Consider the following 22,829-nt stretch of genomic DNA (forward strand, 5'->3'; position numbering starts at 1 on the left):
TCAGGCTCATAACCTGAAGGTCGTAGGTTCAAATCCTACCCCCGCAACCAAATCTTCCTTACAGCGCAAACACTTGAACGCCGCCCCCAGGCGCGGCGTTCGCGTTTGGATCTGGCGTGTTCGAACCGTGTCCGATCAGCTCTGACGGGACCCCCTCGCTCTCCGCCAAACGGAGCTAGAATCCGGCCCAGGAGAAGGCGCCGGACATGAAGCGAAGCAGGTTCAGCGAGGAACAGATCATCGGGTGCTGAAGGAGCACGAGGCCGGAGCCGCGGTGGCCGACCGGTCCCGGAAGCACGGGATGTCGTCGGCGACGTTCTACGCCTGGAAAGCGCGGTTCGGCGAGCTTGAACCGCGCCGGGTTTGTCGAAGGCTCCCATTCCTGAGAAGGTCGGAGCACCACGAACAAGACCACCGGCAATTGCAGTTCCGAGATCCGGGCGCGCGCAGTGCGGCTCTTGTTGAAGCGTGAGGGCGATCACCCATCGCGCTGGCAGGCGATCCTCTCTGTCGCGCCCAGGATCGGCTGTTCGGCGCAGGCGCTGAACGAGTGGATCAAGAAGTCGGAGACCGACAGCGGCCACCGCGCCGGCGTCCCCTCCGACATGGCCGCCAAGCTGAACGCCCTGGAGCGCGAGAACCGCGAGCTGCGGCAGGCCAACGACATCCTGCGCAAGGCCAGCGCATATTTCGCCCAGGCGGAGCTCGACCGCCGGTCGAAGTCATGATCGCCTTCATCGACGATCATCGCGCGGAACATGGCGTCGAGCCGATCTGCCGGGTCCTGCCGATCGCGCCATCTACGTATTACGACCACGTGGCCAAGCGCCGTGATCCCGCACGCCGGTCGGACCGGGCGCGTCGGGACGATGAGCTGCGCCCGCAGATCGACCGCGTGTTCGATGAGAATTGCCGCGTCTACGGTGTGCGCAAGATCTGGCGGCAGATGCAGCCGAGGGGCAGGACGTCGCCCGCTGCACCGTGGCCCGTCTGATGAAGGACATGGGCCTGCAAGGAGTTATCCGCGGAAAGCGGCCCAGGACCACAGTCCCCGACAAAGCCGCGCCGCGCCTGCTGGACCGGGCGAAGCGGGAATTCCGGGTCCCGGCGCCGAACATGCTTTGGGTCAGCGACTTCACGTATGTGGCCACCTGGCAGGGCTTCGCGCAGGTCGCTTTCATCATCGACGCCTTCGCCAAGCGGATCGTTGGCTGGCGCGTCAGCAAGACCGCCCACGCGGGGTTCGTTCTCGATGCCCCGGAGGAGGCTGTCCATCAGCGCAGACCCGGCGCCGGTCTCGTCCACCACTCCGACAGGGGATCGCAATACCTGTCCATCAAGTACACGGAGCGTCTCGCCGAAGCCGGTATCGAACATCCGTGGGCAGCGTAGGCGACAGCTACGTCAACGCCCTGGTCGAGACCATCAACGGCCCGTTCAAGGCCGAGGTCATACATCGGCGCGGACCGTGGCGAAGCTGCGAAACCGTCGAGTTCGCCACGCTCGAGTGGGCGGACTGGTTCAACAACCGCCGCCTGCTGGAGCCCCTCGGCCACATTCCGCCCGCGGAAGCCGAGGCTGCCTACTACGACGCGCTGGAAGCGCGCAACGTGGCCGCGAAACTAACGAACATCAGCCTCCGGCAGATCCGGCGCGGTTCACTCCGCGCCGGTCCACGCGTTGCTTTGTCCCTCGCAGCGCCGGGCCCGGCGTCTGACCCGCATCTTCTCGATCATGCGGACGAGCTTGCGGCGCCTGGCGTGATGGAGCGTCTGGACCACCTTGAACATGACGGAGTCGCGCAGCGGGGTGTCCGGGACCGTCAGATTGCGCTCGACCATCCCCCGCTCCGCCAGCTCCCGGGTCGTCATCTCGCCGTTCGCATCGAGGCGCCGGACGCAGATGTCGGCGACCTCGCCCTTCTTGATTGCTCTGCCCGGCTCAATACGCGCCGCGGCCCGACCGCACCGCCTTCAGCGTCAGCGCCAGCAACAGCAGGTCCAGGAGGGGGTTGCGGCCCCGGGCGTAGGCGGCGTCCAGGGACAGCATGCGGGGCAGGCCGATCTCGGCCCGGCCCGCCACCTGCCAAAGGCCGGTGATGCCCGGACGCACCCGCAGGCGCGCGGCGCCGGCCGCGCCGAAGGCCTCGGCCTCTTCGGGCAGGGACGGGCGGGGGCCGACCAGGGACATGTCGCCCTTCAGGACGTTGATCAGCTGCGGCAGCTCGTCGAGCGAGGTGCGCCGAAGCGCCCGGCCGACGCGCGTGACGCGCGGGTCGGCGCGCATCTTGAAGCAGGCGCCCTCCCGCTCGCTGGAGGCCAGCAGGGCCGCGCGGCGGGCCTCGGCGTCGACGGCCATCGAACGGAACTTCAGCATCCGGAACGGGACCCCGTCGCGCCCGACCCGGGTCTGCACGAAGAAGGCCGGCCCGCGGCTGTCGAGCCGGATCGCAGCGGCGATGGCCAGCAGCAGCGGCGACAGCGCGAGCAGGCCCGCCGCCGATCCGACAATGTCCAGCGCGCGGCCCGCCCCGCCGGAAAGACGCAGCGCCGCGGCGCCCGCGGCCCGGGCGAGGAATGCGCCGTTGCCGGCCAGGTAGCGCCGCGCCAGGCGGCGCGGCTCCATCGCCAGGCGCCAGGCCCATTCGCAACCCGCCCGGCGCACCGGCGCCGGCGCGCGGCGCACCCGGCCGGCGGCGAAGTCGAACAGGCCGCCGACCCCGAACGACAGCCGCGCCGAGAGGCGGGCGCCGTGCCGGGCCAGCCAGACGTCCTGCATCGGCACGCCCATCGCGACGAAGACCAGATCGGCGCCGCTGGCGTTGATCTCGTCGATCACGTCGTCGGTCTCGGCGACGTCGAAATAGCCGTGACGGGCTCCCGCCACCCGCAGGCCGGGGGCAAGACGCCTGGCGCTTTCGGCCGCGTCCTGCACGACGCCGGGGCGTCCGCCCAGCAGATAGATCGACAGGCCGCGGCGCGCGGCCTCGGCGCACAGGTGGGGGAACAGGTCGGTTCCGTTCAGGTTCGCGGTCAGCCGCCGCCCCTGCATCCGCGCCGCGATCGCCACGCCCGAGCCGTCGGGCAGCAGCAGGTCGGCGCTGCGCAAGGCGGCGCGATACTCGGGATCGCAGGCGGCGACGTTCAGGCAATGAGCGTTGACGAAGGCCACCCGCCGGCGCGCGCCGTCGAAGAGGCGGGCCATCGCCGCGTCGAGCGTGCCGTCGAACAGGTCGAGCCCCATCAGCCGCAGCGCCCCGCCCTCCGGCGGGGTGGCGCGGCCTGCGTGGCCGCGGATCTCGGCGTCGGGCCGATGCCGCGCGCGGGGCGCGGGGAAAACGGGAAGGCCGCCGGCGGTCAGCTCGGGGTGGTGAATGCTCATGGTTGATCCCTCGAAAGGCGCGTTCAGATTTCGTTGACCAAGAAATCGCCCGGCCGCGCTTTCGCCTCAACGGCGCGTCGGCAGCAGACGGCCGCCCATTCGGCGCCGCGGAGACGAGCCCGGAGGGGGCGGGGCGCCCCGAAAGCAGGGGGCGCCCCCTTTCCATCGGCTGCGGTCCGCGCGCGAAAGTATGTGCCCCGAGGCCGCCGGAGCCGACGCGGGGTTGGCGTTCGGGGGGCAAGCCGACATAGGTTCAGCGACGCGTCGCGCCGATCCGCGACTCGCGTGCAAGGAGAGGCGGAGCCCGCGCAAGATGATGAGAATCCTGATCGCCGACGACCACGACCTGGTGCGAGAGACCCTGGCCACCTTCCTCGAGAAGGACGGCGAGGCGCAGGTGGTCATGGCCTCGGGGCTGGACGAGGCGCTGGGGCTGTTGCGCGCCGAGGACGCCGAGCCGTTCGATCTGGTGCTGCTCGACTGGTCGATGCCGGGGATGAAGGGGCTCGACGGCCTGGCCGAGGCGCGCGCCGCGGCGGGGACGACGCCGGTGGGCATCATCTCCGGCACCGCCACGCGCGAGACGGCGGAGGCGGCGCTGGCCGCCGGCGCCGCAGGGTTCGTGCCCAAGACCCTGCCGGCGAAGTCGATGCGCAACGCGGTGCGCTTCATGGCCGAGGGCGAGCAGTTCGCCCCCGTGCGCTGGATGACCGAGGTTCAGGAGGAAGCGCCCGCCAATCCCCTGGCCGAGCGTCTGACCCCGCGCGAGAGGGACGTGCTGGGCGGCCTGTGCCGCGGGCTGGCCAACAAGGAGATCGCGCTGGAGCTCGACCTGCAGGAGGTCACGGTCAAGCTGCACGTCAAGACGATCTGCCGGAAGCTCGAAGCGCGCAACCGCACCCACGCCGCAATGATCGCGCGGGACGCCGGCCTGTTCTGACAGGCCGCCGGCTCGGGCCCCCGCCCGCTCCGACGCCTGTCCGGTGCGCTTGGCCCCCGGACAGGCCGGCGGCTTGGGCGGGGGGCGGCCCTGCGCAGGCCACGCCATTCGCTCGTCTGATCCTCCGGGCCTCTCTTTCGTATAGGCGCCCCCTCCGCCTGCTCGCAGGCGTTTTCGGCCGGTTGCGGTTAACAGACCGTTGCCGGAGGAACCGCCATGAACATGCGTATCGACATCGACCCCGAGCAGGCGCTGCACGCCCGCTTCACCCCCCCCGCGGAGGATGCCGCGGCCGAGCCCCCGTCCGCGGACGGGCCGGCGCGGCCCTCGCGCCTTGCGCGCGCCGTCAAGGGCGGGGCGCCGGGCGATCTGCGGCGGCTGCCGCGCTACCTGGCGCTGTTCGCAGCGCTGCTTGCGATGCTGTGGGGGCCGGTCATCGCCTATGTGACGTTCTCGCCCAAGAGCTACACCTCCTCCCTGTCGCTGATCCTGCCGGGGTCGGGGGCCAACGCCTCGGTCAATCTCGACGCCATCGGGCAAGCCTCGTCCTCGGCCAGCTCGGCCTATTCGTCCTCCTCCCTCAGCCCGACCGTGACCTACAAGGAGCTGATCGGGGGCGACCGGGTGCGCGGCGCCGCCGCCGAGCTGCGCGGAACCGAATTCGCCGAGGCGCCCGAGCCGCGGGTCAAGCTGATCGACCAGACCGGGCTGATCCGCATCGAGGTCAAGGGCGGCTCGCCCGAGGCGGCGAAGGCGTGGGGAGAGGCGACGCTCGAGGCCTTCCTCGCCCAGCTCGACGAGCTGCGTCGCGACGAGGTCGCGGCGCGCGAGCGCGGCGCCCAGCAGGCGATCGAGGAATACCGCCGCAGCGTCGCCGGCACGCGGGCGCGGATCTCGGAGCTGAAGGCCGAGACCGGGCTCGTCTCCTCCGAGCAATACGCGGCCCTGGTGGCGGAGGCCGACGCGGTCGACCGGCGCGCGCGCGACGCGGCCGCGGCGCTGGAGGAATCGCAGGCCGTGCTCTCCGGGCTGCAGGCCGCGCTCGGCGCCTCTCCGGCCGAAGCCGCCGCGGTGATGCGCCTGCACGCGGATCCCGAGTTCCAGATGCTCGCCGCCGAGACGGCAGAGCGCGCCGCCGACCTCGCCGTCGCGCGCGGCGCCTTCGGACCCAACCATCCCATGCGGGTCGCCGCCCGCGACGCCCACGCCGGGGCGCAGACCCGGATGCACGCCCGCGCGACGGAGGCTTCGGGCCTCGACCTCGCGACGCTGGAGCGACTGGCGAGTTTTGCGCCCGTCGGCGCGCGGGCCGAGCTGATGGCGCGCCTGGTCGCGGCCTCGGCCGATCACGCGGGCCTTTCGGCCGAGCACGACGTCCTCGCCCGGCGCGCCGCGACGCTGCGCGCCCAGGTGATGGAGCTGGTTCCCGCGGCCTCGGAGCTCGAGGACCTGGGCCGCGACTACAAGGTGGCCGAGGCGGTCTTCGCCTCGGCCCTGGCGCGCACCGACACCAGCAAGGCGGACGTCTACGCCTCCTATCCCCTGGTGCAGGTGCTGGCCCCGCCAAGCCTGCCCGATGCGCCGTCCTCGCCGCGGATCAAGCTCGCCGTCGCGGGGGGCGCGGCGGCGACGCTGCTGCTGCTGGTTGCGCTGGGCATGGCCTGGACCCGTCGGCCGCTGATCGACCGGCTGCTGCATCGCGCGGAGCCGGCGCGATGAGCGCCGCCGCCGATCCCCGCCCCGCCAACCCCGCCGAGACGGCGGTGCGCCGGACGATCACGCTGACCTGGGGTCTTTACCTGTTCGGCGCGCTCTACCTGGTCGGCCCGGTGCTGGGCTGGCTTCTGGGGGGGCTGGCGCTGGTCTCGCTCTACCTCGGTCCGGCGATGCGCGCGGATCTGCGCGCGGCGCCGATCCCGCCGGTGGTCTGGGCCTGGATGGCGGGCATGGCGGGCATGCTGGTCGCGCTGTGGATCGGTCACCTCGACTGGGGCCTGGGCGCGAAGCAGACGATCAAGTCGAGCGTCGGCTGGGCCAAGGGCTGGGCGCTGCTGGCGCTGTTCCCGCTGATCGGCGCGGTGCTGCCGATCCGACGCGAAGTGATCGCGCGGGCGCAATGCGTGGTGGGCCTGCACACGCTGATCCTGCTGCCGCTGTTGGTGGCCGCGCCCTACGCGGGCCTGCCCTCGCAGATCTTCGTCTCGCCGCTGAAGGCGGTGGGGGGGCCGGGGCCGGAGTACTTCACGGTCTATCTCTACACGCTCGACCCCGCCTCCTGGACCGCGCGCTGGCAGTTCTTCGCGCCCTGGTCGCCCTTCGCGGGGCTGCTGGGGGTGACCGCCGTGCTCTTCGCGCTCGAGGAGCGGGACCGCCGCTGGATGCTGGCGGGCCTGCTGGCGGGCGCGGCGATGATCCTGCTGTCGAAGTCGCGCATGAGCTTGGTCGCCCTCGTGGTCTGCACCCTGGGTCCGCGGCTGCTGGGGCTGATCGTGCGCAGCTGGGCCTGGGGCGCGGCGGCGGCGGTCGCGGCCGGCTTCGCCTTCGTCGGCGACCGCGTGCTCGACGCGGGCGCGGCGGCGGTGCACGGCTTCAAGTCCGCCCGCGCCGACAGCACCCGCGTGCGCGAGACGCTGCAGCGCATCGCCGAACAGCGCTGGCGCTCCGAGAGCGTGTGGTTCGGCCACGGCACGGTCCAGCCCGGTCCACATATCGTCGAGTACATGCCCATCGGCAGCCACCACACCTGGTTCGGCCTGCTGTTCGTGAAGGGGCTGGCGGGGCTGGTCTGCCTGCTGGTTCCGCTGGTCTGGACGGCCTGGCTTGCGGCTCTGGACGCCGCCCGCGGCCCGCGGGGCCGGCTGCCGCTGGGCCTGGTGCTGATGATGGTGATCCTGACCTTCGGCGAGAACATCGAGATCGAGGCCTACCTGTTGTGGCCGGCCCTGATGATGCTCGGCATTCACGCGCGCGAACTGCGGGAGGACGCCAGGACCATCGCGCCCGAAACCCCGTCGCGCCCCTGAGCCGCCGACGTCCCCTGATTGCCGAAGCCCGCCCCGAGCCCTCGGGGCGGGCTTCTTCGCGTCCGCAGAGGTGACAAGGGACCGGCCTGGCCGAGAGCGCGAGCGCCGGGCGCCGGGGCCAGGGGCGAAGGTCGGCGCCATCCTGCGGGGACGTGAAGGCGCGTCGCCTCGTCAGGCCGCAGGCGGCGCCTGCCCGGACGGCTCGCGCGGGGGCAATGAAAAGGGGTTCGTCCTTCCGGACGAACCCCTTGCGTCGAGGGTCGGTCAGGCTGGTTCAGGCGGCCAGCGGGATCTCCGCCTCCGCCACCGCGGGCGACAGCGCCCGGCGCCAGGCCTGCGCCGCGGCGTCCTGCTCGGCGAGGGCGGCGGCGCGGGCGAAGACGAGCTCCGCCGCGCCGACATGCGGCGGCCGGCGGAAGAGAGATGTCCAGCCGGCCAGTCCCCCGTGCACCGGGATCGCCCCGGCCGAGATCTGGTCGCGCAGCCCGTCCGTCGCCGCGGCCAGCAGCGGGCGGCCAGCGGCGCGGGCCTCGCGCCCGGCCAGGCCGAACGCCTCCCAGCGCGAGGGCATCGCCACGGCGTCCACGCCCGCCAGCGCCGCGGCCGGATCGTGGGCGAAGCCCGGGAAGCGGATCCGAACGTCGCCGGCGGCCAGCGCCTGCAGGCGCTCGCGCTCGGGCCCGTCGCCGAACAGGCGCAGCTCTGCATCGGGCGCGGCGGTCTTGCGGAACGCCTCGATCAGCAGGTCGAAGCCCTTCTGGCGGTCGAAGCGGCCCAACGCCCCGAAAACCCGCGCACGCCCCTCGGCCGCGGGGGCGAGAGCGGCGAGCGCCCCCAGCTCCGTCAGCGGCCGGGCGACCGTCACTTCGGTCGCCGCGACCAGGTCCTCGTGGCGCATCCAGGCCGCCTGCGCGGCGCTGACCGCGACCACGCCGTCAAACAGCGACCAGGCGGTGCGCAGCAGGGCGTGGAAGCGGCCGGTGGCGGTGACGTTGGCGTCCTGGAAACCCTGGCAGTAGCCATGCTCGACATGCACCAGCCGGCGGCGGGCGTTCTCGGCGCGCAGCGAGATCAGCATCGGCAGCGCGGTCCAGCGCAGCGCGAGGTGCGAGACGATGACGTCGGCCTCGACCCGCGGCGCGCTCAGCGCCCCGCGGCGCACGGGCACGCGGATGTGGACGGCGTCCGCCAGCGGGCCCTCGGCCGCCTCCAGCCGCGAGAGGTGACGCATGACGCCGCCGGGGCGGACGTCGTCGATCAGGTGGGCGATGCGCAGGGTCATGACGCGGGTTTCCTTGAGAACAGAGAAGAGCAGGTCAGGGCAGAGCGGGGCCGCGGCGGGAGACCGCGCGCAGCAGGGTCAGGGCGGCGGACTCTGCCGCGGCATAGGCGTGGCGACCGGCCAGGCCGAGGACGGCTGCCGCGCCGAGAGTGGCCACGGAGCGGGAGGCCTCGGACCACAGCGGCTCGCGGCTCTCGACGAGCGCGTCGCGCAGCAGCCGCAGCGCCTGCGCCCCGTCGCGAGCCGAGACCGCCCGCCGCGCGAGGTAGCGCAGCTGGTAGGCGCGCGCGGGCGCCGCGTGGCGGCCCGTGAAGTCGGGCGCGTAGCCCGCGGCCTTGGCGATCATCCGCTCCCAGCTCTCCAGCTGGGCGGCGCCGTCGGCCGACAGGCCGCCGGGGTTCACCCGGTAGAGGGTCAGCGCCTCGGCCAGCCCCTCGATCCGCCAGCTGGTGGTCAGGGCCAGGCGCAGCCAGCATTCGATGTCTTCGCTCTGGCGGAAGCTCTCGTCGAACCAGTGGGGACGGTCGTCGGGATCGGGGCGATGGGCGATGTCGTCCAGCGCCTCGCGCCGCATCACCGGGGCCGAGCCGTTGCCGATCGGGTTGCGCCGGATCACATGGGCCGCGTCGATGCCGACCAGTCGGCCGCGCTGCACCAGGCCCAGCTCCCGCCCGCGCGCGTCGATCATCGCAGAGGCGGAGAAGCTCAGCCCAAGGTCCGGGCGGCGATGCATGTGGCGCACGTGGGCGGCGAGCTTGTCGCGCCGCCACAGGTCGTCGCCGTCGAGGAAGGCGACCAGCCGGCCACGGGATTCGAAGATGCCGGTGTTGCGGGCGCCGGCCAGACCGCGGTTGGCCTGCCGGACGAGGCGCACGCGCGGGTCGCGGCAGGCGCGCACGATCTCAGGCGTGGCATCGCGCGAGCCGTCGTCGACCACGATCGCCTCAAGGTCGGCGAAGCTCTGCGCCAGCACGCTCTTGAGCGTTTCGGGAAGCGTCGCGGCGACGTCGAAGGCCGGAATGACGACGCTGACGTGGGGATGGGCGGGCATGTTCGGAGCTCCTGTCACAGGTCGGCGAGGGCGCGGCCGACCCGCGCGGGCGCGACGGCCCGCAGCAGCGCGGCGGCAAGGGTGGCGGCGCCCTGGCGGGGCGCGGAGAAGAAGCCGGCGGGCGAGGCGCGAAGGCCGCGCCAGGCGAACCCCAGCGCCGCGCCCCGTCCCTGCGACAGGCGCAGCGCCCGGCGGGAGAGGTAGCGAAGCTGGCTCGCCTCCGCCGCGCGCAGCGCCCGCGCGGACGGGCGGTGGCCGATGGATCGGGCGGCGCGCACGCATTCCCGCCAGCCGGCCATCATCCGCTCCAGGTCCGAGGACAGGCCGCCGGCGCTGGCGCGATAGAAGGTCAGCAGTTCGGCCTGGGGGACCAGGGCGCCGTGGGGCAGGAGGCGCAGCATCAGCTCCACGTCCTCGGCATGGCGCAGGTCCTCGCGGAAGCCGCCGGCGGCCTCGAAGGCCGCGCGCGCGACCACGAGGTTCGAGGCGGTGCAGGCCGGGTTGGCGCGCAGCAGGTCCGCCGCGCCCGGGTCGCGCCGCCAGAGGGCGGAGCGGGCCTCGATCCGGCCGGGATCGGTCGCGAAGAAGCCCACGCGGGCGAAGACGGCGGCCGCGTCAGGGCGCGCGGCGAAGGTCTCGGCCGCCGCCGTCAGCCGTCCGGGCGCCCACACGTCGTCGGCGTCGAGGAAGGCCAGCGCCAGTCCCCGCGCCTGCGCCGCGCCGAGGTTGCGCGCGGCGCCGGGGCCGCGGCCGGCGCCCGTCAGCGCCCGGATGCGCGGGTCGAGCGCCTCGGCCTCGGCCAGCAGCCGCGAGGTCGCGTCGTCCGAGCCGTCGTCGATGGCCAGGACTTCCCAGTCGGTGCAGGTCTGTTCCCACACGCTGCGCAGGGTGCGGGGCAGCGTGGCGGCGGCGTTGCGGCAGGGGATGACGATGCTGAAGGCGGGCATGGCGGGGACTCCGAAAGCTCAGGCGAGGGGGGCGACGCGGCGGGCGCGGGCGAAGGCGGGGAGGACGGCCGGCGCCAGCGCCCGGGCGGCGAGCCCGAGCTGCACGGCCGCGGCGACGCCGACATAGGTCCAGGCGGCGGCCTCCAGCCCGAAGGGCGCCGCGATCGCCAGACCCGCGCAAAGGGCGACGGCGGCGAGGCCGGTCCCGCGCGCCTCGGCGCCGGAGCGGTCCTGGGCGCGCAGCCACTGGGCGGCGGCGGACCAGATCACCAGCGGCGCGGCCCCGAGGCACAGGATCCCGACCAGCGGCGCGACCCCGGCCCATTCGGCGCCGAAGACCGCCGGCACATACCAGGGCGCGAGCAGCGCCTGGGCGAGGATCGCCGGCAGGATCAGCGCCAGCCCGACGCCCAGCCCCTGGCGCATCGCCGCCGCCCGGTCGCCGGCGGCGCAGACATGCGGGAACAGCACCGTGGCGAAGGCGGCGGCGAAGGAACTCGCGAGCCCCAGCCCGGCGTTGACGGCGAAATACCACACGCCCAGCGCCTCGGCCCCGAGCAGGGCGGCGACGATCAGCTTGTCGGCCTGCTGGCGCGCCGCGTCGAAGATGTGGGCGGCCATCACGCCGGCGCCGAAGCGCAGGAACGGCCGCGTCGGCGCGACCGGGCCCGGCGTCGCGCGCCAGGGCCGCAGGCGGCGCATGCCCAGGGTCCAGAGCGGGGCGCTCAGCACCTTGGGCGCAACGATGGCGAAGGGGCTCGCGAAGACCGCGACCAGCGCCGCGGTCGCGAGGTTCGCGCCCACCACCTGCGCGCCGGCCACCGCCGAGACGCCCTGCAGCCGCCCCTCGCGCATCGCCAGGAAGCACGAGACCAGGCCCGCGGGCATGAACAGGTATTCCGCGGCCAGCAGCGCCACCATGGCGAAGACCGCCACGTCCGCGCCCAGCGCCCACATCGCGGCCCCGACCCCGACCTGCAGCGCCGCGAGCCCGAGGCACAGGATCCGGAACAGGCGCGCGGCTGCGCGGCAGACCGCCTCCAGCTCCGCCTCGGGCGCGGCGATGATCCGCTGCCCGATCCCGGCCTGGGTGAAGGCCTTCAAGAGGTCCGAAGCGGCCAGCGCCGTCGCCGCCAGCCCGATGGCCAGCGGATCGAGGCTGCGCGCCATGGCGATCACCACCGCCAGGCGGCTCGCCTTGGCGGCGGCTTCCGAGACGCCGACGGCGCCCAGGTTGCGGACGAGACCGCCAAGCGAGGAGGGACGGGACATGGGCGAGGACCTTCAGGTTGGAGACCGGACCGCCGGAGCGGCGTTGACGGCTTGTTAGGTAAACGAAGCCTTTGCCCGGCGCTCGGGCGCGTCCGGCGAAGCGGCGCGCCCATACGCGACGCCCCCCTGTCCAAAAGGAGGGGGCGCCCGCTCCGAAAGCGCGCCCGCCGCTCTTCCGGTCCGCTCGCGCATACGGACGCGACATCGCTTTCCCGGCGGCGCGACGGCAGGGTCCGCACAGTTAACGAAACGTTTTCGCCGCCTGTCCGCGGCGTCCCGCACCGGAGATCCGCCGATGACCCGCGACACCGCCCGTCCCGCCCGCCGCTCCCGCCCCGGCCTCGTCGCCGCGGCCGCCGCCGTCGTCGCGCTGGGCGCCTGCTCGGCCACCCAGGCGCCGCAGAACGATCCCTCCGTCGCCGAGGGCGCGGCCTACCAGGCGCAGTATCGCGCGGCGACCGAGGTGGTCGTCGACGACCGGCTGCGCGAGGCGCAGGACCGTCGCTATCGCCTGGCCTCGGCCACGCTGAACGCGGCCCGCTGCACGGCGCCCGCCGCGCTCGCCCCGGCCTCCGCCTCGTTCGGCGCGGTCGAGGAGATCCTCTCGGCCGGCGATCTGCTGCGGCTCGAGGTCGGCGAGGACGGGACCTTCAGCGGCGACTTCGAGGTCGCCTCGGACGGCCGGCTGAAGCCGCCTTACATCACCCCGATCGCCGCCGCCGGCCGCGCCACCGACGCCGTCCAGCGCGCGCTGACCGAGCGCCTGGTGGCTGAGGGCTACTACCCCGCGCCGGGGCCGCGGATCTCGCTGCGGCTGGTCTCTCGCGGGCCGGCTCGGGTGCATGTGGGCGGGGCGGTGTTCGAGCCGGGCGCGGTCTCGGTGGGCGGCGTGGGCCGCGACGACCGCGACGCCGCGCGGGAGGCGGCCTCGGGCGCGGGCGACGCGCGCCGCAGCCTGGCCGAGGCGCTTCGCAACGCCGGCGGCATCCGCCCCGACGCGGATCTCTCGCGGGTTCGGATCACCCGCGGCGGCGTGGTGCGCGAGGTCGATCTGACCGGCGCGCTCGCCGGCCGGGCCTTCGACGATCCCACCCTGATCGCCGGCGACACGATCGAGGTGCCCAGCCGCGGCTGCTTCCAGGAGGCGCTGATGGCGCCCAGCGCCGTGACCCCGCCGGGGGTCAAGGTGTTCATGTCCAACCTGACCAGGCCCGCCGACGCCAACGCGCTGTCAGCCGTGGGCAAGGACGCGCGGGAGCTGCGCTACGGCGCACGCTTCACCCAGGCGGTGGTCGGGATGAACTGCGTCGGCGGCGCCAAGCTGACCAACGCCGACCGCACCGCGGTGCTGTTCACCCGCGACCCCGCGACCGGCGAGTCCATCGTCATCGAGCGGCGGATCGAGGACCTGATCCGCCGCGCCGACCGCGACGAGCTCGATCCCTTCATCCTGCCCGGCGACGCGTTGGCCTGCTACGACAGCGACGTCATCGACCTCGTCGAGGTCGCCAAGGCCGTGGGCGTCGCGGCGGTGATCCCGGCGCTGCTCGGCCTCTGAGCCGGCAAGCCGGGCGCCCTCCGCGCGCGGTGGGCGCCGTTCCGGCCCGCGCCCCTCCCGGGGGCAGGTCATTCGCCGAGGGAGACGCCCGCGTATTCCCGCAGGACGAGACAGGTCTCGTCCGCCAGCGTCTCGAGCCCCTCGGCGGCCTCGATCAGGCCCGGCCGGTCGCCCGATCGGCCGGCCGACTCGATCGCCGCCAGACGCTCGCGCAGCGCCTGCGCGCCGGCCAGGGCGGCGGACCCCGCGAGGCGGTGGGCGCGCGCGGCCAGGTCGGCGGGATCGGCGACCGCCTCCCGCGCCTCGGCGGCCAGGGCCGGGACCTCAGCCTCGATCTCCCCGCAGATGCGGGCGACGGTCCCGGCGAAGGCCTCGGGCGGCAAGCTCTCGGCCAGCTCCGCGAGGACGGCGGCGTCGATGGGGTCGTCGTCCTCCTCCTCCGGCGGGCCATCGTTCTCGGGAAGCTCGGCCACGGCGTCGGACACCGGCCCCGCGCCGCCGGGCGTGGCGCGAAGCACCGCGTCCAGGGTCTGCTGACGAACCGGCTTGACCAGGCAGTCGGCCATGCCCGCCTCGCGGAAGGCGCGGCGGTCGGCCTCGCCGGCATGGGCGGTGACGGCGACGATCGGCGTGTCTCGGTTGGGGCCCTCGCCGCTGCGGATCGCCCGGGCGGCCTCGGGACCGCTGAGACCCGGCATGCTGACGTCCATCAGGATCAGATCGAAGCGCCGGCGCGCCGCCGCCTCGACGCCGTCGCGCCCGTCATGCGCCTCGACCACCCTGTGCCCCGCGCGCTCCAGCATCTCGCGCAGGACGAAGCGGTTGACGTCGTTGTCCTCGACCATCAGCACCACCCGAGGCGTATCGGCCCTGGCCCCGGCCGCGCCGGACTCTGACGTCGTCGCGGCTTCGACCGCCGAGGCCGGAGCGAAGGGCAGGCGCAGGCGCAGGTGGAACCGCGCCCCCGCGCCGGGACGGCTGGCGACGCCCAGGCTGCCGCCCATCGACTCCGCCACGCGCCGACAGATCGCGAGGCCCAGGCCGGATCCGGACGTTCGCCGGGCGTAGCTGGAATCCAGCCGCACGAAATCCTCGAAGATGCGCGCCTGATCCGCTTCAGGGATGCCCGGCCCGTCATCCTTCACCGCCAGCTCGATCTCGACGCCGTCCGCGTCGCGCGACAGCGCCCGCGCCGTCACGTCGATCCGGCCGCCCTCGGTGAACTTCACCGCGTTGCCCACCAGGTTCACCAGCACCTGGCGCAGGCGGTTCGCGTCGCCCAGCAGCGCGCCGTCCAGGGGATCGGTCTCCACCGTCAGGACGTTGCCGGCGGCCTCTGCGGGGGCGCGGTTGATCTCCACCACCTCGCGCACCAGCCGATCCAGGTCGAAGGGCCGGTCGGCGACGCGGTAGCGCGACTCCAGCCGCGCGATGTCGAGCACGTCGCTCACGTGATGCAACAGCAGCTCGCCCGAGCTGGCGGCCGTTTCGACATAGCGGGCCTGTTGCGGGTCGAGATCCGTGCGCATCAACAGGTCGAGCAGGCCGAGCACGCCGTTCAGCGGCGTGCGCATCTCATGGCTCATCACCGCGATGAACTCCGACTTGGCGCGGTCGGCGGCCATCGCCTCGTCGCGGGCGCGGCGCAGCTCCTGCTCCGAGGCCTGCATCCGGGAGATGTCGCGAAGGAACCCCACGAAGATCGGCCCGGTCTCGCCCACCGCCGAGCCGACCGACAGTTCGGCGGGGAAGGCCGAGCCGTCGGCCCGCAACGCCTGCATCCGCACCTGTCCGCGGTCCACCACGGTCTTCTCGCCGGTCGCGAGATGGCGCTGCAGGCCCCTGCGGTGCTGCTCGCGCAGGACCGGGGGGATCATCACCTCGGCCATCTCCCGGCCGACGACGTCCTCGCGCCGGTGGCCCATGATCCGCTCCACCGCGCTGTTCACGCCCAGGATCCTGCCGCGATGGTCGATCACCACGATCGCGTCCTGCGAGGCTTCGACCATGGCGGTCAGCCGCGCCTGCTCGCGCCGGATGCGAGCGGCGCCTGCCTGGGAAATGGCGACCTGGCGCAACAGCACCGCCAGCGTCGCCGCAAGCACCACGATCAGCGTCGCGGCCGCCGCCGCGGTCCACAGCACCAGCGTCTGGAAGTCCTCCCGGCGGCGATCCGAGGCCTGGGAGAACAGGCGCACCGCGTCGAGCGACAGCTCGCGCGATATGCGCCGCAGGATCTCGCCCTGGCGGACGATTTCCGTCAGGCCGGCGCGCAGGGGCGCGTCCTCTCCGTCGATCAGGGGGATCATCGCGTCGAGCGCGGCGTCGATCTCCGTGAGGATCGCGCTCACCCCCGCCTCGGCCCGCAGCGCGTCGAAGGCGCGGCCCTCCCGCAGCGTCGAGACGCGGCTGTAGAGAAGATCGAACCGCGTGCGGACCTGGGCCAGCGGCTCGCGCCCTGTGCGCGCCCGCTCCGCCGTCAGTTCCAGCTGCAGGGCGTCGACCTCGACCTGCGCCAGCGTCCACTGGACGTTGTCATGGGGCGCCGAGCGCAGCGCGATGACCTCCGAGACGACCTTCCAGCCGAAGAAGCCGATGGCGGCGAGGGCCGCCGCCATCAGCAGGGTCATCCCGATCGAGGTGCGCCGGCGCCGCCGTCGCCGCGCCGCCCGCGCCGCCTCCATCGTCTCGCGGACGTCCGGGCGGGCGGCGGCGCGCGGCGGCGGCGTCGGGTCGGGCAAGGGCGTCTCCTCAGTCGTGGACCGTGATCCGCGTCAGCTGCCAGATGCTGCGCGAATAGACCTCCTCGGTCCGGAAGCGGCTGTCGGCATCATAGGGATAGACGATCCAGAGGGGACCCTTGTCGCGCACCGACATCGCGGCGCCGTCCATCTCGTAAGCGATGATCGGTCCGCCGGACACGGCGTCCGAGCCCGGCAGCTCGACCTTGTAGTCGTTGAGCGCATAGGCCGTGAGCTGCGAGGCGTCCTCGCCCCCCACCGCCTCGAGCAGATCCGCCACCAGGACCCCCGCGAATGCACGCTCTCCCTCGGTCCACAGGGTCGAGGTGGTGAATTCGGTCCGCGGCAGGGACTGCAACGCGGCCCTGTCGAGTTCGACCGGCGCCCCGTCGACGTCGCCGTCGACGACGAGAAGGACGGGACCGACCGGAGCGGGCGCCGGATCAGCCGAGGCCGGAAGCGACGCCAGTGCGGCGATCGCCACGGCGACGGACAGCGCAAGATGGCGAAGAACACCCATGTCGTCTCTCCTGTTGCGGCCGGGACGCCAGGCCGTCCCTCGCGGTAGCAGGATGCACGCCTATCCTGCGCCAGGGGAGCATGTCATGCGTGCATTCGAGAGCACCCCCATACTTTCGGATAGGTCCCGGTCGGTCTGAGCGTCCGTCGAAAGGCCTCGCCGCGCGGCGCGCAAGCGAAGGCCGCTGCGTCCAGGCGCGCGGGTCGCCCCTGCGACCTGCCGATCGCCAGTTCGACGACCGCGCCCGAGTCGCCCCTCGAAGCCAGGGCTGCGGATGGCCTGCTGCCGGTTCCGTGGACACGAAGACAAGATCGTGGCCAAGGAACCGGAGAGCGGACATGACCAGACGGAGGATCAGCCGCGAGTTCAGGATCGAAGCGGTGAAGCTGGCGACGGAGCCAAGCGTGTCGGTCCGTCGGGCGTGCCGGGTCATGGACTGGCCGAGAGCGCATAGCGGCGATGGATGCGGGAGGCGGCGGAGGCGCCGGCCTCGGCTTTTCCCGGGAATGGCCAGCAGCGGGGGAAGCGCCATGACGTTCGCTTGCGGCGCGGGGCCTGGGCGCATCTGGCCGTCAGCTGGATAGGCGAGGTGCGGGGCGTCTCCCGCTGGGGCTTCCACGCCTGGCTACGACGACCGGTCACTCGCTATTGCCATCGCCGAGAGGGTCAGGGCGAGCGATCGCGGCTGCGCCGCCCGCCGTGTCTGGCGCGACGGGCTCGAAGACGAGCGGTCCTGCGGGCTGCGCCGTATCGAACGGCTGATGCGCCAGAATGCAACGAGGGCGCGGCCAAAGCGACGCGGGAAGCCGAAGGGGGACGGCGAACGAACGGCCACCGCCGACAACATCCTCGCACACGACTTCGAGGCCGACCGACCGCCCGAACCGGCAGCGGCTGGCCGACTTCACCTGGATCTGGACCGCCCGGGAGGATCTTATGTGGCGGTCGCGCTGGATCTGTTGTCCCGCAGGGTCGTCGGCTGGTCCATGAAGGCGGACCGCGACGCCGCGAGGGTCATGGATGCGCCGATGATGGCGGGCCGGCGCGGCGGCAAGGCCGACGCGCTGTTGCATCGTTTGGACCAGGGTTCGCGATACACCAACGAGCGGTTCCAGCGTCCGCTCCTCGACAATTGCATCACCTGCTCGATGGGCCGGCCCGGCGATGTCCGGGACAGCTCGGCGAGGGAGAGCTTCTTCTCTTCGCGGAAACCCGAACGGACCGCGCGCAAGGTCTGCCGCAGGTCAACGGCATCGGGCAGGCCGCACAGGATAGGGCGACCGCCACTCGGCGTGACGGTCCTTGTGGCTCGTTCACGTCCCGAGCATTCGTTCGCTCATATCTCTGAACGCGCCCCGACCGAGGATCCCACCGGCATGTCGCAAGCGATTTTCGCGCTGCATTCGCTTCGAAGGCGGCAGGGCGCGTATGTCTTGAAAACTCGCATATAAGGGCGCTGTGCGGCCTGAAGGCCCCTCAAGGTCGCGCCTTCCGGGCGATGGCCACCTCTTGGTCGCCGGAATGGGCAGGAACCCCGGGGCAAAGGTCAGTTTACACTGGGCGGGGCAGTATGGCCCCGCCTCTCAGCCGCACTTGGAGTAGCCGCAGCTCAGGCAGGTCTCGCAGCCCTCCATCATCTGCATCGCGTACTCGCCACAGCTGGGGCAGACGGCGCCGGGGGCCTCGCCGACGGCCACGGCGCGGGCCTGGGGGTCGGTCTTCAGGCCTAGGCCCTCGCCCTCCAGGAAACCCGTCTGGATCATGTGTTTTTCGATCACGCCCCCGATGGCGGCGAGGATCGAGGGGACGTAGCGGCCCTCCATCCAGGCGCCGCCGCGGGGGTCGAAGACGGCCTTCAGCTCCTCGACCACGAAGCTCACGTCGCCGCCGCGCCGGAAGACGGCCGAGATCATCCGGGTCAGCGCCACCGTCCAGGCGTAGTGCTCCATGTTCTTGGAGTTGATGAACACCTCGAACGGGCGACGCCGGCCGCCGACAACCACGTCGTTGAGGGTGATGTAGATCGCGTGCGCCGAGTCCGGCCAGGTGATCTTGTAGGTGCGGCCCTCCAGCGCCTCGGGGCGGTCGAGCGGCTCGTGCATCCAGACCACCTCGCCCTCGCGGGAGGAGGGGCCGCGGGGTTCGGCCTCCTCGGGCGGGGAGGCGGCGGTGTCGGGCGTGGGGGCGGCCACGGTCAGGACCGAGCCGGTGACCGCGTTCGGTCGGTAGGTGGTGCAGCCCTTGCAGCCGCTGTTCCAGGCCTCGAGGTAGACGTCCTTGAACGCCTCGAAGCCGATGTCCTCGGGCACGTTGATGGTCTTGGAGATCGAGCTGTCGACCCATTCCTGCGCCGCCGCCTGCATGCGCACGTGGTCGGAGGGGGTCAGGGACTGCGCATCGACGAAATGCGCGGGCCAGGGGGCGTCGCCGTGGGTGGCCCGCCACAGGGCGAGGGCCTGGTCGACGACCTCCTCCTCGGTCCGGGTCCCGTCGCGCTGCAGGACCTTGCGGGTGTAGGCGAAGGCGAAGACCGGCTCGATGCCGCTGGAGACGTTGCCGGCGTAGAGGCTGATGGTGCCGGTCGGGGCGATCGAGGTCAGGAGCGCGTTGCGGATGCCATGCGCGCGCACCGCCTCGACCACGTCCTCGCCCAGGGCCCGCACGGAAGGCGAGGCGCAGAATTTCTCCGCGTCGAAGAGGGGGAAGGCCCCCTTCTCCTTCGCCAGCTCGACGGAGGCGAAATAGGCCGCCCGCGCCAGCGCCTTCATCCAGGCCGAGGTCTGCGCCACCGCCTCCTCCGAGCCATAGCGCAGGCCGGTCATCAGCAGGGCGTCCGCGAGCCCCGTGACCCCCAGCCCGATGCGCCGCTTGGCCCGCGCCTCGGCCGCCTGCTGGGGCAGCGGGAAGCGCGAGGCGTCGACCACGTCGTCCATCATCCGCACCGCCACGCCCACCAGCTCGGCGAGCTCCGCCTCGTCGACATGGGCGCCCTGCGCGAAGGGCTCGCGCACCAGGCGGGCGAGGTTGATCGAGCCCAGCAGGCAGGCGCCGTAGGGGGGCAGGGGCTGCTCCCCGCAGGGATTGGTGGCCGAGATCTCCTCGGCATAGGAGAGGTTGTTGCGCCGGTTGATCCGGTCGATGAAGATCACGCCCGGCTCGGCATAGTCGTAGGTGGCGCGCATGATCCGGTTCCACAGCTCGCGCGCGCGCAGGGTGCGGAAGGTGCGGCCCTCGAAGACCAGGGGCCAGTCGGCGTCCTCTGCGACGGCCTCCATGAAGGCGTCGCTGACCAGGATCGAGAGGTTGAAGTTGCGCAGCCGCGCGGGGTCCTGTTTGGCCTCGACGAAGGCCTCGACGTCGGGGTGGTCGCAGCGCAGCGTCGCCATCATCGCCCCGCGCCGGGCCCCGGCGGACATGATCGTGCGGCACATCGAATCCCACACGTCCATGAAGCTCAGCGGCCCTGAGGCGTCGGCGCCCACGCCCGCAACCGAGGCGCCCTTGGGCCGGATCGTGGAGAAGTCGTAGCCGATCCCGCCCCCCTGCTGCATGGTCAGGGCGGCCTCGCGCAGGGCGTCGAAGATCCCGCCCAGATCGTCGGGAATAGTACCCATCACGAAGCAGTTGAACAGCGTGACCGAGCGCCCGGTGCCTGCGCCCGCCAGGATCCGGCCGGCGGGCAGGAAGCGGAAGTCGCGCAGCACGGCCTCGAACCGGGGGGCCCAGGTCTCCGGCTCCGCCTCCTGCGCCGCGAGCGCCTGCGCCACGCGCGCCCAGGTGGCCTCGACGTCGGCGTCGAGCGGCGCGCCCTCGGGCGTCTTGAACCGGTATTTCATGTCCCAGATCTGCTCGGCGATCGGGGCGTCGAAAGCGGACATGCTGGGCCTCCGCACGCTGGGGTCCACCAGATATGGGAAGCGCAGAGCCTAGTTCTTAGGGGCGCCTGCGGCAAGCCGAACGAGCCGGAGACCTGCCGTTCGCCCGACGTTCCGCCCCCCGGGGCCCGGACCTGCGAGGGGGACGGCCGGGCGGGGCGTTGCGGCCGCGCAGCGGACGCGAGGGCCGCCCGCGCCGGCCCCTTGCCGCCGCCGCGCCGCCGGCCGATAAGACGCGCCCATGGCCAAGCTCTACTTCAACTACTCGACCATGAACGCGGGCAAGTCGACGCTGCTGCTGCAGGCGTCGCACAACTACCGCGAGCGGGGGATGCGCACCCTCCTGCTGACCGCCCGTCTGGACCAGAGGGCGGGCGAGGGGCGCATCGGCTCGCGCATCGGCATCGGATCGCAGGCCGAGACCTATGTGCCCGGCGACGACCTCTTCGCCCGGATCCGCGACCGGCTGGCCGAGGGCCCGCTCGCCTGCGTGCTGGTCGACGAGGCGCAGTTCCTCGACCCCACACAGGTCCGGCAGCTGGCCTGGGCGGTCGACGACCTCGACGTGCCGGTGATGGCCTACGGGCTGAGGGTCGATTTCCGGGGCGAGCTGTTCCCCGGCTCGGCCGCGCTGCTGGCGCTGGCCGACAGCCTGCGCGAGGTGCGCACCATCTGCCATTGCGGGCGCAAGGCGACGATGGTGGCGCGCATCGGCCCGGACGGCAACGCCGTCATCGAGGGCGCCCAGGTCGAGATCGGGGGCAACGACCGCTACGTCTCGCTGTGCCGGCGCCACTGGCGCGCGGCGGTCGGCGAAGGGCCGGAACCGGCCTGAGGCCCTGAGCCCCGAGGTTCCGCGCCCAGAGGCCCCGCGCCCCCGTGTTCGGGCCCGCTTCAGGGACCGACGTCGCGGATCGGCAGCTTGGCGACCGGCAGGCCCGAGATCCGCAGACCGTCGCGCAGACGCTTCCACTCCGCGTCCTGACGCCAGGGGAACACCTGCAGCACCCAGCGCGCCATGTTGCGCGGCGTGTCGGGCACGTCGCCCCACCAGCGCGCCGACAGCACCGTCAGCAGCTTGCGCGCCTCGGCCCGCGCTTCGGCCGTGCGGCCCAGATGCGCGAGCGAGGCCGCCCGCCAGCCGCCGTTGTTGGGATGGGTGTCGCCGGCGACCCGCGCCGCCTCCAGCGCGCCCTCGTAGTCGCCGGCGAAGAAGCGGATCGCGGCGTGATAGCCCCAGCGCGTGTGGTTGGGCAGCGGCGTCGCGTCCAGCGCCTGCCCGGCGAGCTCCGTCGCCTCCCCGTGGCGGCCCGCCACCGCCCAGGCCTGCGCCACCGAGGTCATCGTCCAGGGGTCGTGACCGTTCAGCTGCAGCGCCAGGTCGAAGTTCATCAGCGCATGTTCCCAGCGCTGGTTGTAGGCCAGCGCCCAGCCCAGCGCGAGCTGCGCCCGGCTGTCCAGCGGATCCAGCGCCACCGCCTTCTGCGCCAGCTCCAGCGTGCGCGCGTGCAGCGCCTCGGAGCGATACACCCCCGGCCGCGAGATATGCGAGGTGTTGCCCAGCTGCACGCGCGAGGAATAGGCCGGCGCGAACTCGGGCGCGAGGTCGGTGACCTCGGTCAGCAGCCGGTCGGCCTCCTCCCACGAGGCAGCGTTGAACTGCAGGATCAGGCTCTGCCCCCGCAGCCACAGGTCGTGGAGCGAGGCGGTGATCTCGGGCAGATGCGCCGTGCGCCGCAGCCGGTCGGCCGAGAGGTTCACGTTCAGCGCGATGGTGGCCTGGCGCAGCAGCTCTTCCTGGCGCAGGGTCCAGGTCTCGTAGGTCAGGGCGAAGGACTGGGACCAGACGAAGACGCCGGATTCCAGGTCGCGGATGGTCAGCGCGACGCGCAGCCCCTCCGCGCCCAGCGGCTCGGCGGTGGCGCGCACGCCAAAGCGGCTGCGGGCGGGGGAGTCGGGGCCCTCGTCCCGGGCCACGGGGGCGTCGCTCTCGGCCACCTGCCATTCGCGGAAGCGCACCAGCGAGCCGATCAGCGAATGCCGGAATCCGTCCAGCATCATCTGAGCGCCGGCGTCCTCGCCGCGCAGGTCGAAGCCGCCGATCACCAGCAGCGGCGGCAGGCGCGGCGGCGCCCGTCGGCGGCGGCGAGCCTCGGCGGGCGCGGGCGCGGAGGCCGCCGCGGGCCGCGCCGTGGCGGCCGAGGTCAGCGCCCGCGCCCCCGGCCCCAGGCTCCCGCCC

At 73.0% G+C, this 22,829-nt stretch carries 16 protein-coding genes, 2 pseudogenes and 1 other annotated feature; of the genes and pseudogenes, 8 read left to right on the top strand and 10 right to left on the bottom strand.

Annotated elements, in window-relative coordinates; translation table 11 throughout:
* Window positions 1-206: 206 nt before the first annotated feature.
* Both AAC134_RS20280 and AAC134_RS20285 read left to right on the top strand, forming a co-directional pair.
* Window positions 207-352: pseudogene (locus tag AAC134_RS20280) on the top strand (transposase); the annotation flags it as partial.
* A gap of 82 nt (window positions 353-434) precedes the next feature.
* Window positions 435-1,598: pseudogene (locus AAC134_RS20285) on the top strand (IS3 family transposase); the annotation flags it as partial.
* Window positions 683-799: a sequence feature (AL1L pseudoknot), on the top strand. (Overlaps the previous pseudogene by 117 nt.)
* Before the next feature lie 60 nt (window positions 1,599-1,658).
* On the opposite strand, the gene AAC134_RS20290 reads toward AAC134_RS20285, so the two are convergent.
* The gene (locus AAC134_RS20290; RefSeq protein WP_339950982.1) at window positions 1,659-1,841 is read right to left on the bottom strand and encodes a hypothetical protein; all 183 of its coding nucleotides are present in this window, start codon (window positions 1,839-1,841) and stop codon (window positions 1,659-1,661) included.
* Window positions 1,842-1,941: 100 nt separating this feature from the next.
* On the bottom strand, window positions 1,942-3,381 hold the full coding sequence (locus AAC134_RS20295) for a WecB/TagA/CpsF family glycosyltransferase (RefSeq protein WP_339950953.1): 1,440 nt from the start codon (window positions 3,379-3,381) through the stop codon (window positions 1,942-1,944).
* Between the two features lie 316 nt (window positions 3,382-3,697).
* Here AAC134_RS20295 and AAC134_RS20300 point away from each other — a divergent pair, with 316 nt between their 5' ends.
* The 3 genes from AAC134_RS20300 to AAC134_RS20310 all read left to right on the top strand — a co-directional run bounded on the left by AAC134_RS20300 (window position 3,698) and on the right by AAC134_RS20310 (window position 7,344).
* Complete coding sequence (locus AAC134_RS20300) at window positions 3,698-4,321, top strand: response regulator transcription factor (RefSeq protein WP_339950980.1); 624 nt, start codon at window positions 3,698-3,700, stop codon at window positions 4,319-4,321.
* A gap of 216 nt (window positions 4,322-4,537) precedes the next feature.
* Window positions 4,538-6,040 carry a hypothetical protein gene (locus AAC134_RS20305; RefSeq protein WP_339950954.1) on the top strand — a complete coding sequence of 501 codons (1,503 nt, stop codon included), beginning with the start codon at window positions 4,538-4,540 and terminating at the stop codon, window positions 6,038-6,040.
* Window positions 6,037-7,344, top strand: coding sequence for an O-antigen ligase domain-containing protein (locus AAC134_RS20310; protein WP_339950956.1), 1,308 nt, complete (start codon window positions 6,037-6,039; stop codon window positions 7,342-7,344). The genes AAC134_RS20305 and AAC134_RS20310 overlap by 4 nt, the downstream gene beginning before the upstream one ends.
* Window positions 7,345-7,618: 274 nt before the next feature.
* Here the strand turns inward: AAC134_RS20310 and AAC134_RS20315 are convergent, their stop codons facing one another.
* From AAC134_RS20315 to AAC134_RS20330, 4 genes are read right to left on the bottom strand one after another with little or no spacing between them, the layout of a single operon-like run.
* The gene (locus tag AAC134_RS20315) at window positions 7,619-8,626 is read right to left on the bottom strand and encodes a glycosyltransferase (protein WP_339950958.1); all 1,008 of its coding nucleotides are present in this window, start codon (window positions 8,624-8,626) and stop codon (window positions 7,619-7,621) included.
* 34 nt (window positions 8,627-8,660) lie between these two features.
* Entirely contained in the window at window positions 8,661-9,677 is a 1,017-nt protein-coding gene (locus AAC134_RS20320) for a glycosyltransferase family A protein (RefSeq protein ID WP_339950960.1), read from the bottom strand.
* Between the two features lie 14 nt (window positions 9,678-9,691).
* On the bottom strand, window positions 9,692-10,624 hold the full coding sequence (locus AAC134_RS20325; protein ID WP_339950962.1) for a glycosyltransferase: 933 nt from the start codon (window positions 10,622-10,624) through the stop codon (window positions 9,692-9,694).
* An 18-nt stretch (window positions 10,625-10,642) separates the two neighbouring features.
* Window positions 10,643-11,896: an oligosaccharide flippase family protein gene (locus tag AAC134_RS20330; protein ID WP_339950964.1), complete on the bottom strand. Its 1,254-nt coding sequence runs from the start codon at window positions 11,894-11,896 to the stop codon at window positions 10,643-10,645.
* Window positions 11,897-12,191: 295 nt separating this feature from the next.
* On the opposite strand from AAC134_RS20330, the gene AAC134_RS20335 reads away from it, so the two are divergent.
* On the top strand, window positions 12,192-13,454 hold the full coding sequence (locus AAC134_RS20335) for a polysaccharide biosynthesis/export family protein (protein ID WP_339950966.1): 1,263 nt from the start codon (window positions 12,192-12,194) through the stop codon (window positions 13,452-13,454).
* Window positions 13,455-13,522: 68 nt separating this feature from the next.
* Here AAC134_RS20335 and AAC134_RS20340 read toward each other — a convergent pair whose 3' ends face one another.
* Both AAC134_RS20340 and AAC134_RS20345 read right to left on the bottom strand, forming a co-directional pair.
* Complete coding sequence (locus AAC134_RS20340) at window positions 13,523-16,195, bottom strand: ATP-binding protein (protein WP_339950968.1); 2,673 nt, start codon at window positions 16,193-16,195, stop codon at window positions 13,523-13,525.
* A 10-nt stretch (window positions 16,196-16,205) separates the two neighbouring features.
* Window positions 16,206-16,715 carry a molybdopterin-dependent oxidoreductase gene (locus AAC134_RS20345; protein ID WP_339950970.1) on the bottom strand — a complete coding sequence of 170 codons (510 nt, stop codon included), beginning with the start codon at window positions 16,713-16,715 and terminating at the stop codon, window positions 16,206-16,208.
* 938 nt (window positions 16,716-17,653) lie between these two features.
* Between AAC134_RS20345 and AAC134_RS20350 the strand changes: the two genes are divergently transcribed.
* Window positions 17,654-18,166: a DDE-type integrase/transposase/recombinase gene (locus AAC134_RS20350; protein ID WP_339950972.1), complete on the top strand. Its 513-nt coding sequence runs from the start codon at window positions 17,654-17,656 to the stop codon at window positions 18,164-18,166.
* Between the two features lie 132 nt (window positions 18,167-18,298).
* On the opposite strand, the gene AAC134_RS20355 is transcribed toward AAC134_RS20350, so the two are convergent.
* A complete protein-coding gene (locus AAC134_RS20355) occupies window positions 18,299-20,593 on the bottom strand; it encodes an adenosylcobalamin-dependent ribonucleoside-diphosphate reductase (protein WP_339950974.1) in 2,295 nt (764 codons plus the stop codon).
* 238 nt (window positions 20,594-20,831) lie between these two features.
* Between AAC134_RS20355 and AAC134_RS20360 the strand changes: the two genes are divergently transcribed.
* The gene (locus AAC134_RS20360; protein WP_339950976.1) at window positions 20,832-21,425 is read left to right on the top strand and encodes a thymidine kinase; all 594 of its coding nucleotides are present in this window, start codon (window positions 20,832-20,834) and stop codon (window positions 21,423-21,425) included.
* A gap of 59 nt (window positions 21,426-21,484) precedes the next feature.
* Here the strand turns inward: AAC134_RS20360 and AAC134_RS20365 are convergent.
* The coding region (locus tag AAC134_RS20365) for a tetratricopeptide repeat protein (RefSeq protein ID WP_339950978.1) at window positions 21,485-22,829 on the bottom strand (1,345 nt) is incomplete at its 5' end.

This window comes from uncultured Albimonas sp., assembly GCF_963977235.1.
Taxonomy (GTDB): Bacteria; Pseudomonadota; Alphaproteobacteria; order Rhodobacterales; family Rhodobacteraceae; genus Albimonas.